The following is an 18836-nucleotide window of genomic DNA, read 5'->3' as shown; positions in this document are numbered from 1 at the left end:
GGAGAATTACATAACTACAGAGGGAATTACGCATACTATCTAGAAAACAAAGAGTTACGTATAGCCACTGAATCTGTCGAGTTAGCAAAATCAAAACTACTTTATAAAAAAGAACTTGAGTGGATGCGTCGCCAACCTAAAGCACGTACCACAAAATCAAAATCGCGTATTGATGATTTTCATAAAATCAAAGAACGTGCTAGTCAACGACGAAATGACCATCAAGTACAGCTAGAAATCAATATGGAACGTTTAGGAAGTAAAATTCTTGAATTTCATAAAGTAAGTAAAGCCTTTGGAGACCTCAAAATACTAGACAAGTTTGAATATGTATTCAAAACTGGAGAACGTATCGGAGTGATCGGAAAAAACGGAACTGGCAAATCTACATTTCTCAATATTATGACGGGTGCCTTACGTCCAGATTCAGGTAAAGTCGTTGTGGGAGATACGGTGAAGTTTGGATATTACACTCAAAAAGGAATTGACATCAAACCTGGTCAAAAAGTAATTGACGTTATTAAAGAGTTTGGAGACTTTATTCCCCTTAAAAAAGGACGAATCATCTCAGCGGGGCAATTACTAGAACGTTTCCTTTTTGATGCAAAAAAGCAATATGATTTTGTAGAAAAGCTCAGTGGTGGTGAGCGTAGACGCTTATACTTATGTACGGTGTTTATACAAAACCCAAATTTCTTAATTCTCGACGAACCTACCAATGATCTTGATGTGGTGACACTGAATGTTCTTGAGAATTTCTTGTTAGATTTCCCAGGGTGTCTTGTCGTTGTCTCTCACGACCGTTATTTTATGGATAAGATCGTAGATCATCTTTTTGTATTTAAAGGCGATGCTGTTATTGATGGTTTTCCAGGAAACTATTCTGACTATCGTACGTACGAAGGTGATGTGAGTTTTAATCATACAAATGAAGCTACTAAAACTGCAAATCAAAAAGTAATTGCAGAAGCTACAGAAACTCCAGCATCAGAAACTAAATCTTGGAAAGAAAAACAACACTCAGGAAAACTCTCTTATCAAGAACAAAAAGAACACGCCAAATTAGAACGTGAAATTGCGCAACTAGAAAGAGAGAAGGCAGAAAAAGAGAAAGAATTCTTAAATCCTGACTTAACACAAGATCAGATCACAAAAGCATCTACGACTTTAAAGAAAATTATTACCGCTATAGAAACCAAAGAAGAACGTTGGTTTGATTTGTCTTCAAAAATGGAAGGGTAAGGATTAATGATTGGAGGTTGTTAAAACTTGCTGAATGCTGAATGCTGAATGCTAATATTTAAAACAAAGATTATATCTTTTTTATTTTGAAATTTGTGATTTAAATTTTCAAAAAATTGGGTCTTTATATCTAAACCGCTATTAAATTATTATAAACACGTTGTTACACCAAATAATCACGTACATAAAATGGCTTCCAAAAACATTTCATCTCCATGGGATACACTCCCCTTTTGTGTTTTCATTTAAAAAAGAATGTCTCAAAGCCAAAACAAAAAAAGAAAGAAGTCAAAAATTAATCGACTATCGAAATACACTTTTACAAAATAATCAAAGAATTTCAGTAACAGATTTTGGAGCTGGTTCGCGCGTATTTACTTCCAATGAAAGAAAGGTAAAGGACATTGCCCGTTATGCTGGAGCTTCTTTAAAACGCATGCAAAATATGCAACGTATAGTGACGTATTTTAAACCAAAAAGCATATTAGAAATAGGCACTTCTTTAGGAATGGGAACTATTGCTTTAGCATCGTATGATACCTCTCAGGTAATCAGTTTGGAAGGATGTGGGCAAACAGCGCAGATAGCAAAAAAACAACTTCATCAATTTGAGATTTCTAACGTAGATATTGTCATAGGAGAATTTCGCGAAAGCATAAAAAACCTCCCTAAAAAGAAATTTGACCTTATCTACTTTGATGGGAATCATTCTAAAGAAGCCACCTTACAATACGCCCATAACTTATTGCCAACCATTACCAATGAAACGGTATGGATTTTTGATGATATTCATTGGTCTCCAGAAATGACAGATGCCTGGCAAGCACTGAAAAAACTTCCTGAAGTTACGGTGACGATCGATTGTTTCTGGTTGGGATTTATTTTTTTTAGAAAAGAACAACACAAAGAGCATTTTTATATAAAATTGTAATATAAAAACCAACGGTAAGTGATGACGTATTCTTTAATTTTTCGCTTAAAGCGAAAATATTCCATCTAAATTTGTAACAATCCCTTACTTTAGTCTTCTAATAGCAAAACCATTTGTGATCCTCCACTAACAATACAGTAATTATAGTATGAGTAATCTGATTAAGATTCGAAATATTCGAAGAGATTTTCCTTTAGGTAATGAAATTGTATATGTACTTAAAGGCATTGATTTAGATATTGATAAAGGAGAGTATGTTGCTTTTATGGGACCTTCTGGTTCAGGAAAATCTACTTTAATGAATCTTCTAGGATGTCTTGATACTCCTACTTCTGGAACGTATATCTTAAATAATCGTGATGTGAGCAGCATGAGTGATGATGAGCTTGCAGAAGTGCGTAATACGGAGATTGGTTTTGTATTCCAGACGTTTAACTTATTACCTCGCACAACAGCATTGGATAATGTAGCATTGCCTATGGTATATGCAGGTGCTTCAAAAGCAGATCGTCATAAACGCGCAGAAGAGGTCCTTAAAGACGTAGGTCTTGCAGATCGTATGGATCACAAACCTAATCAGCTTTCTGGAGGACAACGCCAGCGTGTTGCTGTAGGGAGAGCACTCGTAAATAAACCTTCTATTATTCTTGCCGATGAGCCCACAGGAAATCTTGACTCCAAAACTTCTGTAGAGATTATGGCTTTGTTTGACGATATCCATGCGGCTGGAAATACCGTGATTCTGGTAACGCACGAAGAAGATATTGCAAAACATGCCCATCGTATTATTAGACTCCGTGATGGCGTTATAGAAAGTGACGTTCGTAATAGATAAGTGTCTTACTAATTAATAGTTTTCTTTTTTACGCTTTCGCGAAAGCATAAAAAACGAGTGAATTTTCCGTACGAAAACATCTCAACTTCCTGACTATATTTCTCTAGAAATATAAACTCGCTGAAACGCTATTTATACAGAATTTTGAGTACTGTCATATAACACCTCCCTCAATCCCTTACTTCGATAAACTCAGCACAGTGCCTTTCTAGGAGGTAAGTACTCACGCCTTTTACATTTCAAGTATTCTCTGTACATTAAATATCTTTCTTTTAAACTCTTAAACTTAAAACTCCTAAACTCATAAACTCATAAACTCTTAAACCTTTAAACCCCTAAACTTTTAAGAATCCACATTTGTAATTTGCGCTGTATGGCTGTATCTTCATCACATAGAATATAGACCTATGAAATTCTTTGATTCATTATCGAATACTTCGCAAATATTTGTTGTCTTTATAGGACTTGCCATCTTATTTTTGCTCGTTTTTGCTAATAACAAACGTAATAAGAACAAACTCTACCGACGTAAGCGACGTAATTTCAAAGATAATTATGAAGCTAAAAGAAAAGAAAAAGAAGAGTAAACATGCTTTTTGTAGCCATTTTTATAGGGATTTTATTCTTGATTAAGAATATTCGTAAAGCAAAAAAGAGCATTCAAAACTTTTCGCGAAGGCGGAAAACTTATACTATTAAAAACTAATCATCTAAGGTGTATCCGATGTACACCTTACTATAAAAAAGCCGACAGCGATATTAAGATACTCGCTTTCGCAAGGATTCATGAAAATATACACTAAAACAGGAGATAAAGGAACGACTGCACTTTTTGGAGGGACACGTGTGCCTAAACACCATATTCGTATTGATAGTTATGGCACTGTAGATGAGCTTAATTCTCACATAGGATTGATCCGTGATCAAGAGATAGATTCAAGAAGTAAGGAACTATTAATCCATATTCAGGACAAGCTTTTTACTGTGGGAGCAGTACTTGCCACAGATCCAGAAAAAATGACACTAAAAAACGGGAAAGATAGACTCAATATACCACGAGTAAGTGAAGAAGACATCGTGCTTCTCGAAACAGAAATGGACACGATGAATGACCACCTACCCCCAATGACACATTTTGTGCTACCCGGAGGGCATACTACCGTGTCATATTGTCACATTGCTCGTTGTGTATGCCGAAGAGCAGAGCGCTTAGCCACGGCACTGTACGATATAGCACCTTTTGATGAACATACCCTAAAGTACCTTAACCGACTTTCTGACTATCTTTTTGTGCTGGCACGGAAGTTGTCCAACGATCTAAAGGCAGAGGAGATCAAATGGATCCCGAAAAAATTAGAATAAAAATATTGCTGCTATTTATCACGCAAAACAGTACTCTCAGTAAGATAAACACACGTACTTGATATGCCTCTGATGTATACGTTCTTAAATTTATTTTGAAATAATCGACATTTCACTTGGTTTTCAGCTCAGAAAAATTATTTTTGCACAAAATTTAAAAACATATTTGCTATGTACTGGACATTAGAACTAGCTTCTTATTTAAGTGATGCACCTTGGCCGGCAACAAAAGATGAGTTGATCGATTATGCGATACGAACTGGAGCCCCTTTAGAAGTAGTTGAAAATCTACAAGCGATTGAAGACGAAGGTGACTCTTATGATTCAATCGAAGAGATTTGGCCAGATTACCCTTCTGATGAAGATTATCTCTGGAACGAAGATGAATATTAATAAAGCATTACGTTAAAACACTATAAAAAGTCTCGCTTAGAGGCTTTTTTTTTGATTAAATTTGATGTTTATAAATTACACATAACAACACCATATATTATGGGATTATTAGATAAGGTATTAAAGGTTTTTGTAGGTGATAAGTCTAAACAGGATGTGGGTGCTATTACACCTATTGTAGATAAAATTAAATCTTTTGAAAAAGAATTTGAAGCTATTTCCTTAGACGAGTTACGAGGAAAAACGTTAGAATTTAAAGTACGACTTGCAGATGCATTACAAGATGTACATGATCGTACTGCAAAATTACAAGAAGAAGCAGAAGCAACAGAAGATATAGATCACCGTGAAGAAATCTACACACAGATAGATGCCTTAAAAGATGAAGCTTATACCGTGTCTGAAGAAGCATTAAATGCTATTCTTCCTGAAGCGTATGCTGTTGTAAAAGAAACAGCAAAACGTTTTACACACAATACTTCCTTAGAAGTGATAGCTTCAGAATATGACAGACTCCTCAGCGGTACCAAAGACTACGTAACGCTAGAAGGTAATAAAGCCATCTGGTCAAATAGCTGGGATGCTGCTGGAAAAGAAGTTACTTGGGACATGATTCATTATGACGTACAGCTTATTGGAGGTATCGCCATGCATCAAGGAAAAATTGCAGAAATGCAAACAGGAGAAGGTAAAACCCTTGTAGCCACCTTACCTATGTACCTGAACGCACTTACTGGTAATGGTGTTCATCTAGTCACCGTAAACGACTACCTAGCAAAACGTGATAGCGCTTGGATGGCTCCTATCTTCCAGTTTCATGGACTAACCATAGATTGTATCGATTATCACAAACCAAATAGCCCTGAGCGTCGCGCAGCTTATGCAGCAGACATTACGTATGGTACAAACAATGAATTTGGTTTTGATTACCTACGTGATAATATGTCACACGCTCCAGATGACTTAGTGCAACGTCCTCACAACTATGCTATTGTAGATGAAGTAGATTCTGTATTGGTTGATGATGCCCGTACACCACTTATCATTTCTGGACCTGTACCCAAAGGAGATATCCACGAATTTAACGCACTAAAACCCCAAATTGAAAAACTAGTTTCTATACAACGTCAACAGTTAGTAGGAACGCTTGCAGAAGCAAAAAAATTAATTGCTGCTGGAGAAACTAAAGAAGGAGGGGTACAATTATTACGTGTGTATCGTGGACTTCCAAAAAACAAAGCACTTATCAAATATCTTAGTGAAGAAGGAATTCGTCAATTATTACAAAAGACAGAAAACTTCTACATGCAAGATAATAATCGGGAGATGCCAAAAATTGATGCAGAGTTATACTTCACTATCGATGAGAAGAATAATCAAATCGAACTTGCTGATCGCGGAATAGAATTTTTATCTGGAGAAGACGATCCTAACTTCTTCGTGATGCCAGAGATGGGAATGGAAATTGCCAAAATAGAAGCAAAAGGACTTAGCCCAGAACAAGAAGCTGAAGAAAAGGAAGAACTCTTCCGTGAATTTAGTGTAAAATCTGAGCGTATACATACCATGAATCAGTTATTAAAAGCATATACACTTTTTGAAAAAGATACAGAGTATGTGGTCATGGATAATAAAGTAATGATCGTCGATGAGCAAACGGGACGTATCATGGATGGACGTCGTTATAGCGACGGACTCCACCAAGCTATTGAAGCAAAAGAAAATGTAAAGATTGAAGATGCGACACAAACATTTGCTACTGTAACCCTACAAAACTTCTTCCGTATGTATCGCAAACTGTCTGGTATGACAGGTACAGCCGTTACAGAAGCAGGAGAATTATGGGAAATCTATAAGTTAGATGTTGTAGAAATTCCAACCAATAGACCTATCGCTCGTAAAGATAGAGACGATCTCGTTTACAAAACGAAACGTGAAAAATACAATGCCGTTATAGATGAAGTAACAAAACTCTCAAATGAAGGAAGACCTGTTCTTATCGGTACTACCTCTGTTGAAATTTCTGAGTTATTAAGTCGTATGTTGACCATTCGTAAAGTACCTCATAACGTACTGAATGCAAAACTTCACAAAAAAGAAGCAGATATTGTTGCCGAAGCTGGTAATGCAGGTATTGTAACCATCGCTACCAACATGGCAGGTCGTGGTACAGACATTAAACTCTCTGACGAGGTAAAAGCAGCGGGAGGTCTTGCCATTGTAGGTACAGAGCGTCATGACTCACGTCGTGTAGACAGACAGTTACGTGGTCGTTCTGGACGTCAAGGAGATCCAGGAAGCTCACAGTTTTATGTATCACTAGAAGATAATCTAATGCGACTTTTTGGAAGCGAACGTATCGCCAAAATGATGGACCGTATGGGGCTTAAAGAAGGAGAAGTCATTCAACACGGTATGATTTCAAAATCTATAGAGCGGGCACAGAAAAAAGTAGAAGAAAATAACTTTGGCGTTCGTAAGCGATTACTAGAATATGATGATGTGATGAATGCACAACGTGAGGTTGTTTACAAACGTCGTCGTCACGCCTTATTTGGAGAACGCTTACGCGTTGACCTTGCCAATATGATCTATGACACCTCAGAAGTTATTGTAGAGGCTAACAAACAAGCACAGGACTTCAAAAACTTTGAGTTTGAATTGATTCGCTACTTCTCTATGAGTAGCCCAGTTTCTGAATCAGAGTTTTCTAGCCTTTCGGCGAAAGAAATTACAGACAAAGTATACCATGCTGCATTTGATCATTACAAAGATAAAATGACCCGCAATGCAGACCTTGCACTTCCCATTATAAAAAGAGTGTACGAAGATCCTGCTAGTAACTTTGAGCGTATCGTCGTTCCTTTTACCGATGGCACTAAAGAACTAAGAGTGGTCACCAATCTTAAAGAAGCTTACGAATCTGGAGGAAAACAACTCGTTACTGATTTTGAAAAGAATATTACACTTGCCATCATTGATGATGCTTGGAAAACGCATTTACGTAAAATGGACGAGTTAAAGCAAAGTGTACAATTGGCCGTGCACGAACAAAAAGATCCTTTATTGATCTATAAGTTTGAAGCTTTTGAGCTTTTCAAAAGAATGATTGACAAAGTAAACAAAGAAGTAATTTCATTCTTATTTAAAGGAGAAATCCCTCAAGGAAATCAGCAACAAGTAGCAGATGCAGGGCAAGTACGTCGTGCAAAGGAAAGACTAGAAACGTCTAAGGAAGAAATTCCTAACATGGATGAGCGTTCTGCCCAATCTAGAGCTGCAGGAAATACACAACCTCAACAACAGGTAACAGAAACCATTGTTCGTGATCGCCCAAAAATAGGCCGTAATGAACGTGTCACTATTAAAAATGTGATGACAGGTGAAAACAAAGAAGTGAAATACAAACAAGCAGAACCCTTAATCGCCAATGGGCAATGGGTGATTGTAGATAATTAATTTCTTAAAGAAGATAATATTAGTAAAGAGGCTATTGTAAAAATAGTCTCTTTTTTTTTGAAACTTACATCGTTTATTTGACACAATCAAATGCTTTCATATAACACCTCCCTCAATCCCTCCTTTCTAGGAAGTACGCATCATCCATAAATACAACTCCTCAACATTTAAACTCTTAAACTCCTCAACTTATCGACTTTTAAACACTTAAACTTTTAACCTTATACACTTCTTTACTCAACAAATAATAAGTTTCCTAGAGCTATCTAAAATTTGTAATTTAACCAGCTATGAATACGCGAGACCATATTAGCATACAAAACTACACCAACGGCACCTATAAAGCTCCTACATCTGGAGATTGGATAGACAATTACGAACCTGCCTCTGGAGATATTTACGGGAAAATTCCGAATAGTAATGCACAAGATATTCAGGAAGCGGTAGCTTTCGCGAAAGCGGCATTTCCCACATGGTCAACCACCACGATTGATGAACGGAGTCGGATTCTTTTAAAGATTGCCGATGGCATAGAAAACAGACTCCAAGAACTCGCCGAAGCAGAAAGTAGAGATAATGGAAAACCCGTGAGTCTTGCTAAAACTGTAGACATCCCAAGAGCCGCATCCAATTTTCGGTTTTTTGGACATGCTATCACCCAATTTGCTTCCGAGAGTCATGAGAGCGTGGGATTACAAGCTATCAATTTTACCCTTCGTAAACCCATTGGCGTTGTAGGATGCATCAGCCCGTGGAATTTGCCTTTATACCTATTTACTTGGAAAATTGCCCCTGCTATTGCCGCAGGTAATTGTGTGATCGCAAAACCTTCGGAAGTTACGCCTATGACTGCTTTTCTTCTTGGAGACATCTGTACAGAAGCAGGTTTACCTCCTGGTGTATTAAACATCATACACGGCTTGGGTACTACCACAGGACAAGCCATTCTTGAGCATCCAGAAATTAAAGCCATTAGTTTTACGGGGGGCACAAAAACAGGAGAACACATTGCGCGTACCTGTGCACCGATGTTTAAAAAACTATCCTTAGAACTGGGAGGTAAAAACCCAAATATCATTTTTGCCGATTGTGATTATGACCGTATGCTAGACACCACGATACGCTCTTCTTTTGCAAATCAAGGACAAATCTGTCTCTGTGGAAGTCGGATTTTTGTGGAGCGGCCGTTGTATGAAAAGTTTAAAAAAGATTTTGTCGCACGAGTTACCGATTTGGTTGTTGCGCATCCCGCTTCCGCGAAAGCGAACTTAGGCGCATTAGTCTCTAAATCACATCTCGAAAAAGTACAATCCTATATAGCACAAGCTCCCGAAGAAGATGGCACCATACTTTGTGGAGGAAATCAAGTCATTATAGAGGGCTACGAAAAAGGATACTATCTTGAACCAACGGTAATTGAAGTACAGAGCAATCGTTGTCAACTGAACTAAGAAGAAATCTTTGGACCTGTTGTCACCCTCATGCCATTTGACACCGAAGAAGAAGTTCTTGAATACGCCAATGATGTGACCTATGGTCTTTCTGCTACCCTATGGACAAAAGATCTAGATCGAACCATGCGATTAAGCAATACACTTCAAGCGGGAATCGTTTGGGTAAACACGTGGATGATGCGTGATTTACGCACGCCGTTTGGTGGTGTAAAAGCAAGTGGTGTAGGTCGAGAAGGTGGTTTTGAAGCCCTTCGCTTTTTTACAGAACCTAAAAATATATGTATTAAATACTATTAATTAGACCCTTTTATAATACGAATAGGCTAGTTATAGAATGTTACTTTTTAGTAAGGATTAAAAACTGCCTTTTATTTTTAGAAAGGTTTGCCATAATAAACTGGTTAAAACTATAGTTTCCGCGATTGGGGCTATAAAAATCTTTACGACCATCATTCTCTTTAACCATTTGATAGGTATCATTCCCATCTTGATCAAATACAATATCAAACAACGCAGATTTTTCTAAGAAACTCTTTTTTACTTTTTTCCTCCCGTTAGACTTTTCTTGAATATTCTTTCCTGTATTCAAAAGTATGTGTAGTTTTTTATCTACTGCAAATGCATTGTATGAAGGTGAATTTGCCTTTTTAAAGATACTCCTACCCCATACTAGATTTCCTTCCTTATCAAATTTTATAACCAATATATTATCATAGTGAAAAGTTGTAACTGTTGACATAGCTCCATTAGGTCCGTTATTAAACGTGTGCTGGGTAATATAAAATTGTTCTGCTGTTAGATAAGCATTTCCTTCTTCGTCTATGATAGAATAATCTAGATAATAGCTTCTAAATTCTTTTTCTTTTTTCTTTTTACGCTCAGCTTTATTTTCATTGTAAATATCATCATATATAGACGCTGGAAAAGGAGTTACTTTTGGAGTAACATTTGAAATATCGGTTCCATTAAATGCGTAAGAAATACCTCCTTTCATTCTAAAAGAGCTTTTTTCAGAATAAAATCCTAATAATCGAATAGCGTCATCTGTTTGTGCAAATCGAACTTCTTTAATGAAGTTATCTCCTAAATTTATCGTAGCAAAAGAATGGTCATCTTCTGAGACTTTATGAATCACATATTCATAGTTTGCTTTCCCTTTTTTCTTATCGCTAATACCTTCTTTGTAAAGCTTCCCTGCAGTTAAAATCTCAATATCATCTGTAATAATAAAGTCATCAAACTGAAATAAATTTTCGGTCTCCTTCACATATTCTTTTTCATAGATCTCTGTAAGATTTTTATCATACACACGAATAAGGGAACTCGTGGTTTTTGAATTTATGTTATCTATAGAAAATGCTATATATTCTCCATTAGGAGATACTCTAAAATTTTCTTGATACTTTTTAGGAGCTGGTTCAAATAGCGTAAATATACTTGTTTTACGACGCCTTCCTGTTTCTTGAGAATATAGCTTTACCTTTTCTATTCTTTTTGACGAAAGGAAATACGTGCGACAATACACATCTATATTTTCCTTATCTACTTTATCTGATGTAAATATACGCACGAGTCCCTCTGTCGCTACACTCCCAATAATCGTTTCCTTCTTAGCTTTATCCAACTCGATATTGGCGACAAGACGATGTGAGGCATCAAAAGCACTTAACACATACTCCTTTTTAATAGCTCTTATAAGAATGGTTTCTCCACTATCAAATTGATGTACGTCAACGAGATCACTTCCTTTTTTTATATCCTTAAAAGGAGTTGTTTCTTCTACATTAAAATAAGTGCTTTGAGCACAGATCATAGAAGTTGTAAAAACAAATAGCAGTGTAGTTAACAAATAACGCATAAAATTAATTTTATTAGACACGCGAAAATATTGTTTTCTTTCGATTAAAGATTCATATACCTTTACAATTATAAATTGTAACGTTTATATTTAGTCTATTAATCTCATTATCTTCCCACCTATGAATCTACATCTTACCCATAAAAATGCATTAGTTTGCGGAAGCACAGCTGGCATTGGCAAAGCTACAGCCATCGCACTTGCGCAAGAAGGCGCAAACGTGACACTGGTAGCACGTAATGAAGAAAAACTAAAAAGTGTACTTACAGAGCTTCCCAATGACGGCTCTCAAACACATGCGTATGTTGTTGCCGATTTTACACATCCGCTACAGGTAGCACAGGCGGTTTCAGAAACTAAAAAACAATACCATATTCTTATCAATAATACGGGAGGACCTCCTGGTGGTGCTATTGTGGATGCTGAAGTGACCGCTTTCGCGAAAGCGTTTACACAACATTTACAAACCAATCATCTGCTTGTTCAAACTGTTGTTCCTGGTATGAAAGCACTTGGATACGGCAGAATCATTAACGTCATTTCTACTTCCGTAAAGCAACCTCTTGATGGTCTTGGGGTGAGTAATACCATACGAGGCGCTGTTGCTAATTGGAGTAAAACACTCGCTAATGAACTTGGGTCTTTTGGTATCACAGTTAACAATGTGCTTCCAGGAGCTACTGCCACGGGTAGACTTTCTGAAATTATAGAAAATAAAGCTAAGAAAACTGGAAAATCTATTGCAGAAATTGAAACTGCCATGCAAAATGCAGCACCTGCAAAACGCTTCGCACAACCAGAAGAAGTTGCTAGTGCTATTACGTTTTTGGCTAGTGAAAGAGCCAGCTACATCAATGGAATTAATGTTCCCGTAGATGGTGGTCGTACAAAATCGCTGTAAAATACATCCTGCGATTACATTTTGTATTTTTATAAACTAACTAACATCCTTGTTGCTATTGCAGCAATCCTATATGAAAAAACTACGCATTAACGGTCATTCTCATTTACTTCCTTATCCCGAGGAGATTCCACAGTTTATGAAAGACAAAGGAATATTCTGGGTGGATAAAGATCGAAAATTTATGTTGCAAAAAAACTGGAGTCGTCCTGTGACAGATTCTAGTTTCTTTTTAGATGAGAAGTTAGCGTGGATGGAACATAATAAGATCGATCATGCTGTCGTGCTTAATCTTTCTCAGCTTTACGGAAATGGGTTACGGCTAGAAGAAATGAAGCAAGCCTTGCGGTTTCAAAATGATTTTAATGCACGGGTACAGAAAGAACACCCTTCAAAATTCACCACTGGATTTGTAGTACATCCTGGATTTGTACGAGGTGCCTTGTGGGAAATAGAACGTTGTGTAGAAGTCCTCGGGATGGATTTGCTTTGTTTACCTACACATTACATGGATACGATTGGAACGTGGCGTTGTATTTTTGATGAAGAAAACGAACCTATTTTTGAACTGGCTAGTAAGTATAATCTCGCTGTAGAAGTACATCCCTATGATGGAGAAAAGTTTATCAAATTAGAAAACACTAACTGGCGTTTTCATTTAATCTGGATGCTGGCGCAATGTGCAGATGCCTATCATTTTTTAACCTTAAATGGTTATGCAGACAAATATCCTGGAATGCGTGTTTGCTTTGCACATGGTGGACAACTAGCGCAAATAAATCTGGGAAGACGTATTCAAGGATTTGATGGACGTCCAGATCTTTTTGAAGGAAAAACACATCCTAGAAAATCAGTAGGACATCCTAATATTTTTTTTGACACATTGGTACACGACACAAATTCGTTAAAATTAGTGATAGAAAACCAAGGGAGTAAACAAGTCATTATGGGTCTTGATGATCCGTATCCACTAGGTGAAATGGAAAGTCATTCTCAAAGTAGTTATCCCGGTAAAATATTAGATCTTGCCTTAGAACGAAAGATCATAAACGCTACAGAATACGATCAAATATGGGATGATAATGTGGTACAATGGTTATATGGAAATGATGAAAAGAAGAAGGAAGCGTTTAAGAAACGGATTATGGGGAAATAGATCGCTCCGTTTAAAGATAAAAGAATATAGAGAATAGACGCTGATTTATTGAAAAAATTATAAGTGATAAGGTGGATAAGTTTTCCGCTTTCGCGAAATTAAATATATGCACTTCTTACCTGAAAATATAGACGAATATGTGGTGGCGCATTCTGCTCAAGAACCTGAGTATTTAAATAATCTTACGCGTGAGACCTATCAAAAAATACTACAACCTCGCATGCTTTCGGGTCCATACCAAGGACGTGTATTAAGTATGTTATCAAAATTGATCCATCCCAAAGCTATTCTTGAAATTGGAACATTTACAGGCTATAGCGCACTATGCCTCGCGGAAGGATTACAAAAAGAAGGAATCTTACACACCATCGATATCAAAGAGGAATTGGTTGATTTTCAAAGAAAACATTTTGATGCATCGCCTTATGGACAACAAATACAACACCATCTAGGTCAAGCGTTAGCTATTATTCCAACATTAGACGTCACTTTTGACTTGGTTTTTATAGATGCAGATAAATGTAATTACATCAAATATTTCAATCTCATTATGGATAAGATGAATTCTGGAGGTGTCATACTTTCCGATAATGTGCTTTGGAGCGGAAAAGTGGTAGAACCTCTACAAGAAAAAGATGTAGACACCAAAGTACTCCTTGAGTATAACAAACTTCTCAACGAAGATCCCCGACTTGAAACAGTCTTGTTACCTATAAGAGATGGGCTCACTATAAGTAGGATTATCTAAAAATAAAAAAAGGCTCCATAATTGACAGAGCCTTTTCTACTATATAAGCGTATGTTTTATTGAACAGCTTGATTAGCATCTATATTACCATAACCAAATGCATTACTTGGGTTACCATACAAATCTGATGATTGTCGCATTCTATTCAACACTTGCTCTCGAGTCCAACTAGGATATTTTGCCCAAACTAGCGCTGCAATTCCTGCTGTGGTAGCAGTGGCTACAGAAGATCCTCCAACATAATCATTGTCTCCTGCATAAAAACCTAATACAGCTCCTGTTCTATCTCTATTGTTATCACGTTCCATAACAATGGTAAATTCAATTTGTGGACCGCTATGGCATGTATCGCATCTTTTATAGGTATTGGCATCAGTAACACCTGTGACTGCAATGGCTTCAGGCATACTTGCTGGAAAAATGACAGGATATGAATTTGTTATTGTGGTTGATGTACCACCAGCCGCAAATATTAATTTTCCTCTATTATGTGCATAACGTACCGCATCTCTTACATTACCGATAGTCCATAAATACCCTATAGACATGGATATGATTTTTACATCATTTCGATCTCCTAATGCTCGTAATGCGTTGGATACTCCTTTACGTTCATGATAATCATTTAATAAAACATCTGCAGTACCTCTATACGAAACTAAGTTTGCATTATAGGCAACCCCTACGGGCTTATTGTCATTATTACGAGGAGCTGTAGCTGTAGCTGTCATACTAGTACCGTGGCCACATTTGTCATTTGGACCGTCCAAATTATTAGACCACCACCAAGCTGAATCTATATAGGTTCCATATTTTTCTACCGTACGAGTATCTATAGACATACCGTCTCCAAAGTTTGCGTTTAATAATGGTTGATTAGGAGAAATTCCTGTATCAATCACACCGATCGTTACACCAGCACCTGTGCTTTGGTTCCATGCTTGTGTTATATTATGGTTATCAAATGTCCAAGAAACTAATGAGCCTGGGGTAATTGTACGATAATCATTTGTATTTAAACTAGCACCAGACATATCACAACCACTAGATGAACGGTCTTGAGGTGAAACGGTGGCTTCAGATTTTGTAGTAAAATATGAATATCCATTTGGCTCTAAATATCTAATTGTAGAGATCGCTTTTAAATTCTTAATTGTTTCTAATGAAGTAATCTGAATATCAATCACATTAAGTACATCATCGCTAATGTATCTAAGATCACTTCTAGTTTGTTGCTCAGAGGCAGCTACCGTCATTAATATGTCATCCTGTATTGCTTCTAAGCGACTGTCTTTACCTTCTCTAAAACTTTCTCCTTTATTACCATATCCTACGGTTATCATTTCGCTTCCGTGAACTGCGGCACTCCATAATACATTGGCTGGCACACCATCCCAAGAAAATGCTCCTTTTTCAAAAAGTGTTTTATTGATAATTGCATTGATCTCTTCTATCGTTAAAAATGTATCAGACTCTTGAGCATTAAGTACTACATTTTCTTCTTGGATAGAAGTAATTATATCTTCATCACGTGTACAAGAAGTAAAAAAAAGCAGGGATGCTCCTGCGATAATGGCTAGTGTTTTTTTCATGGGGGATTGAATTAAATAGTTATACGACTAATATACTAAAAATTCACAACCACTATGCACGCATAATATTAATTTCTTAAAATAATTGCCAATTAGTTGTCAATTATGCAAATCTATACAGTTTTAATTACGAATAATTTTGCGCCAATTACAGGTATTATATAAGCAAGGATTCAAATTAAAGCTAAAATGATATACTTATACAATACGGCGAAGAAGTTTTCTTGAAATAATAGCCAGTACGATTCCAACAATAGCGCCAATTAATAAGTCACTTGGATAATGTACGCCCACGAAGATTCTGCTCAAAGTAAAAAGGATTGGCCAGATTAAAATCAACCAGATCCACTTGATATGCTGTTTTAAAATAAGAATGACAAAAATAGATACGGCAAACGAAACCGCTGAATGCCCAGAAAAAAAGCTAAAATCAGGATTATCTTGTAATACTCTGACAAGACCATTAAACTCAGGTTCGTTATTTGGTCTTATTCTAGTTACATAGTTTTTAACTAAGCGTGTTATACCTAGTGTAAGTCCCATTAATATAAATGTAAACAGTGTAGCTAGTAGTGCTTTTTTTCGCGGAAGCTTTTTCCAAAAAAAGAAAAAGAAAAGAATATATAGAGGAATCCAGTTTTCTATTTGAGTAACTAACAGCCAAAAATGATCCCAATTTCCTACACTAAGTCCATTGAGATATAAAAATAGTTCCTTGTCCCACTCAAGAATTTGATCCATTAAAACTGGCGTTTAATAGGTCCTGTAATATCATTAATATCTTCTTTTGCCTTATCTATCTCTTTCTTAATGTCTTTGGTTACATCAAGGTCAAGATCGATACCTTGTTTTTCTGCACTTTTAGTGATTTCAGTTTTGATATCATTAGTGGCATCTTTCAATGTACGCATCCCTTTACCTAGACCTCTGGCGATTTCTGGTACTTTATCTGCACCAAAAACCATAATCACTATAAAAATAATGAATGCAATCTCGGTACCGCTGATAAATAATGGAAGTGTGACCATACTGCAAAGATAACAATTGTTATGTTTTGTTCATTATATATTAGAAGGTGTTTTTGTTATAAAAAAATAAGCGCCAACTATACAATTGACGCTTATTACTATAAAATTTAAAAAGGATTATCCTTTTACATTCTCTTTGAATTTTTCAAATTCACCTAGCTTCTTAGCTTTAGGCCAGCTATTATTATCGGTATCAATATCTGCTGTCTCAAGATCTGGATCTATAGTGACCTTAACAATCTCTTTATCTGATGCGATCGCTTTACTTACTTCACTATCATTTTTACGCCATATTTGAACTGGGTACGTAACTTTTTCTTTTGTACCATCTGCATATTCATACTCTACAATAATAGGCATTGGAATTCCTCCTGGCTTTTCAAAAACTATTTTATATAGATGTTTAGGCTCCTTAATTTTAGCACGTTCTTCTGGAGTAAAGTTATCCATGAGGTATTCTTTAAGGGTGGCTGAGTTCTCTAACATCGATTTTCCTTTAAGTGCTGGATCAAAATCTTCGCTATCTTCATCTACTACATACACCGCTTGTATAGTACTTGGGTCTGTCACCCCAAAACGAGCTAAACGTTCTTTTCCTTCTTTTGTAACCTTATCTGTAATATAATATGATTTTACTTCTTTAACACCTATATCAACACTTTCTGTGCTATAAAACCAACCTCTCCAATACCAATCTAAGTCTACTGCAGATGCATCTTCCATCGTTCTAAAGAAATCTTCTGGCGTTGGGTGTTTAAACATCCACCTTTGGGCATACGTTTTGAAAGCATGATCAAATAACTCACGCCCCATCACTGTTTCTCTTAAAATATTAAGTGCTGTTGCTGGTTTTCCATACGCATTATTCCCTAATTGATAAACATTTTCGGGATTAGACATGATCGGAGAAATAAAGTCTTGATCCCCTTTCATATAATTTACAATCCTAGAAGGTGCTCCTCTACGTGATGGATATGCTTTATTATCTCCAATAGCTTCTGGAAAATTTTCTCCAAATTCTTGCTCAGTAAGGTATTGCATAAAAGTATCTAAACCTTCATCCATCCATCCCCACTGGCGCTCATCACTATTGACAATCATTGGGAAATAGTTGTGACCTACCTCGTGTATAATTACGGAGATCATACCATATTTAATACGATCACTGTAAGTACCATCTTCGTTAGGACGTCCGTAGTTCCAGCAGATCATAGGATATTCCATTCCTTGGTTTTTTGCGTGTACTGAAATTGCTTTAGGGTATGGGTAGTTAAAGGTAAATTTAGAGTATGTCTGTAGAGTTTGTACAACAGCCTTTGTAGAATACTCTTCCCATAATGGATTCCCTTCTGGTGGGTATATGGATATTGCCATGACATCGCGCTCTGGAAAACGTACCGCTTGAGCATCCATAATATATCTACGTGAAGTAGCAAATGCAAAATCACGTACGTTTTGAGCTTTAAGCTTCCATGTCTTCGTTTTAGTTGCGTTTCCTGCAGCTATTTGTTCTGCCTCTGCTTGTGTGCGAATGATGACAGGCTTATCATACGATTTGGTTGCATTTTCCCAACGCTTGTACTCTTCTTTACTGTAAACTTCTTTTAGGTTAGTGATTTCACCAGTACCATCCAATAAATGATCTGCTGGCACTGTAATATCTACTTCATAATCTCCAAATGGTAATGCAAATTCTCCATTACCCCAGAATTGATAATTCTGCCATCCTTCTACATCATTATAAACTGCCATTCTAGGAAAAAACTGAGCAATAATGTAAACTCTATTACCATCTTTATTAAATGTTTCATATCCAGATCTTCCATCTTGATTAACATGATCTTGAATATTATACCACCATTTTATTGAGAATGAAA

The 18836-nt window shown here is 36.6% G+C and carries 15 protein-coding genes and 1 pseudogene; 11 read left to right on the top strand and 5 right to left on the bottom strand.

Annotated features, from left to right (window positions below; genetic code table 11):
• The 8 genes and pseudogenes from Q0505_RS08735 to Q0505_RS08700 form a co-directional block, all read left to right on the top strand.
• Positions 1-1242 (top strand): ATP-binding cassette domain-containing protein (locus tag Q0505_RS08735; protein ID WP_299211542.1); only part of this gene is annotated, 1242 nt, incomplete at its 5' end.
• 160 nt (positions 1243-1402) lie between these two features.
• A complete protein-coding gene (locus tag Q0505_RS08730) occupies positions 1403-2173 on the top strand; it encodes a class I SAM-dependent methyltransferase (RefSeq protein ID WP_299211539.1) in 771 nt (256 codons plus the stop codon).
• Positions 2174-2321: 148 nt separating this feature from the next.
• Positions 2322-3008 (top strand): ABC transporter ATP-binding protein, encoded by a 687-nt coding sequence (locus Q0505_RS08725; RefSeq protein ID WP_299211536.1) that lies wholly within the window; start codon positions 2322-2324, stop codon positions 3006-3008.
• A gap of 407 nt (positions 3009-3415) precedes the next feature.
• Complete coding sequence (locus Q0505_RS08720) at positions 3416-3595, top strand: hypothetical protein (RefSeq protein ID WP_299211533.1); 180 nt, start codon at positions 3416-3418, stop codon at positions 3593-3595.
• Positions 3596-3794: 199 nt separating this feature from the next.
• Positions 3795-4370 carry a cob(I)yrinic acid a,c-diamide adenosyltransferase gene (locus Q0505_RS08715; protein ID WP_299211530.1) on the top strand — a complete coding sequence of 192 codons (576 nt, stop codon included), beginning with the start codon at positions 3795-3797 and terminating at the stop codon, positions 4368-4370.
• 171 nt (positions 4371-4541) lie between these two features.
• A complete protein-coding gene (locus Q0505_RS08710; protein WP_013751528.1) occupies positions 4542-4763 on the top strand; it encodes a DUF2795 domain-containing protein in 222 nt (73 codons plus the stop codon).
• A 99-nt stretch (positions 4764-4862) separates the two neighbouring features.
• The gene (secA, locus tag Q0505_RS08705; RefSeq protein WP_299211525.1) at positions 4863-8222 is read left to right on the top strand and encodes a preprotein translocase subunit SecA; all 3360 of its coding nucleotides are present in this window, start codon (positions 4863-4865) and stop codon (positions 8220-8222) included.
• Positions 8223-8530: 308 nt separating this feature from the next.
• A pseudogene (locus tag Q0505_RS08700) lies at positions 8531-9973 on the top strand (aldehyde dehydrogenase).
• Between the two features lie 40 nt (positions 9974-10013).
• Here the strand turns inward: Q0505_RS08700 and Q0505_RS08695 are convergent.
• A complete protein-coding gene (locus tag Q0505_RS08695; protein WP_299211521.1) occupies positions 10014-11534 on the bottom strand; it encodes a hypothetical protein in 1521 nt (506 codons plus the stop codon).
• Between the two features lie 121 nt (positions 11535-11655).
• On the opposite strand from Q0505_RS08695, the gene Q0505_RS08690 reads away from it, so the two are divergent.
• The 3 genes from Q0505_RS08690 to Q0505_RS08680 all read left to right on the top strand — a co-directional run bounded on the left by Q0505_RS08690 (position 11656) and on the right by Q0505_RS08680 (position 14339).
• The gene (locus tag Q0505_RS08690) at positions 11656-12435 is read left to right on the top strand and encodes an SDR family oxidoreductase (RefSeq protein WP_299211518.1); all 780 of its coding nucleotides are present in this window, start codon (positions 11656-11658) and stop codon (positions 12433-12435) included.
• A 73-nt stretch (positions 12436-12508) separates the two neighbouring features.
• Positions 12509-13591, top strand: coding sequence for an amidohydrolase family protein (locus tag Q0505_RS08685; protein WP_299211515.1), 1083 nt, complete (start codon positions 12509-12511; stop codon positions 13589-13591).
• Positions 13592-13697: 106 nt separating this feature from the next.
• Positions 13698-14339: an O-methyltransferase gene (locus Q0505_RS08680; RefSeq protein ID WP_299211512.1), complete on the top strand. Its 642-nt coding sequence runs from the start codon at positions 13698-13700 to the stop codon at positions 14337-14339.
• 56 nt (positions 14340-14395) lie between these two features.
• On the opposite strand, the gene Q0505_RS08675 is transcribed toward Q0505_RS08680, so the two are convergent.
• The 4 genes from Q0505_RS08675 to Q0505_RS08660 form a co-directional block, all read right to left on the bottom strand.
• The gene (locus Q0505_RS08675; protein ID WP_299211510.1) at positions 14396-15931 is read right to left on the bottom strand and encodes a S8 family serine peptidase; all 1536 of its coding nucleotides are present in this window, start codon (positions 15929-15931) and stop codon (positions 14396-14398) included.
• Positions 15932-16129: 198 nt separating this feature from the next.
• A complete protein-coding gene (locus Q0505_RS08670) occupies positions 16130-16672 on the bottom strand; it encodes a phosphatase PAP2 family protein (RefSeq protein ID WP_299211507.1) in 543 nt (180 codons plus the stop codon).
• Positions 16672-16959: a twin-arginine translocase TatA/TatE family subunit gene (locus tag Q0505_RS08665; RefSeq protein WP_299211504.1), complete on the bottom strand. Its 288-nt coding sequence runs from the start codon at positions 16957-16959 to the stop codon at positions 16672-16674. The genes Q0505_RS08670 and Q0505_RS08665 overlap by 1 nt, the downstream gene beginning before the upstream one ends.
• A 117-nt stretch (positions 16960-17076) precedes the next feature.
• Positions 17077-18836 (bottom strand): M1 family metallopeptidase (locus Q0505_RS08660; protein WP_299211501.1); only part of this gene is annotated, 1760 nt, incomplete at its 5' end.

This window comes from uncultured Dokdonia sp. (assembly GCF_937910895.1).
In the GTDB taxonomy this organism is placed as follows: Bacteria; Bacteroidota; Bacteroidia; order Flavobacteriales; family Flavobacteriaceae; genus Dokdonia.
The sequence above is the reverse complement of the archived record's forward strand: the minus strand, read 5'-3'. Positions and strand labels throughout refer to the sequence as shown.

Excerpts from the sequence above, each read along its gene's own strand:
- Q0505_RS08725 (WP_299211536.1), top strand. The coding sequence starts at position 2,322 with ATGAGTAATCTGATTAAGATTCGAAATATTCGAAGAGATTTTCCTTTA.
- Q0505_RS08720 (WP_299211533.1), top strand. The coding sequence starts at position 3,416 with ATGAAATTCTTTGATTCATTATCGAATACTTCGCAAATATTTGTTGTC.
- Q0505_RS08715 (WP_299211530.1), top strand. The coding sequence starts at position 3,795 with ATGAAAATATACACTAAAACAGGAGATAAAGGAACGACTGCACTTTTT.
- Q0505_RS08710 (WP_013751528.1), top strand. The coding sequence starts at position 4,542 with ATGTACTGGACATTAGAACTAGCTTCTTATTTAAGTGATGCACCTTGG.
- secA (WP_299211525.1), top strand. The coding sequence starts at position 4,863 with ATGGGATTATTAGATAAGGTATTAAAGGTTTTTGTAGGTGATAAGTCT.
- Q0505_RS08695 (WP_299211521.1), bottom strand. The coding sequence starts at position 11,534 with ATGCGTTATTTGTTAACTACACTGCTATTTGTTTTTACAACTTCTATG.
- Q0505_RS08690 (WP_299211518.1), top strand. The coding sequence starts at position 11,656 with ATGAATCTACATCTTACCCATAAAAATGCATTAGTTTGCGGAAGCACA.
- Q0505_RS08685 (WP_299211515.1), top strand. The coding sequence starts at position 12,509 with ATGAAAAAACTACGCATTAACGGTCATTCTCATTTACTTCCTTATCCC.
- Q0505_RS08680 (WP_299211512.1), top strand. The coding sequence starts at position 13,698 with ATGCACTTCTTACCTGAAAATATAGACGAATATGTGGTGGCGCATTCT.
- Q0505_RS08675 (WP_299211510.1), bottom strand. The coding sequence starts at position 15,931 with ATGAAAAAAACACTAGCCATTATCGCAGGAGCATCCCTGCTTTTTTTT.
- Q0505_RS08670 (WP_299211507.1), bottom strand. The coding sequence starts at position 16,672 with ATGGATCAAATTCTTGAGTGGGACAAGGAACTATTTTTATATCTCAAT.
- Q0505_RS08665 (WP_299211504.1), bottom strand. The coding sequence starts at position 16,959 with ATGGTCACACTTCCATTATTTATCAGCGGTACCGAGATTGCATTCATT.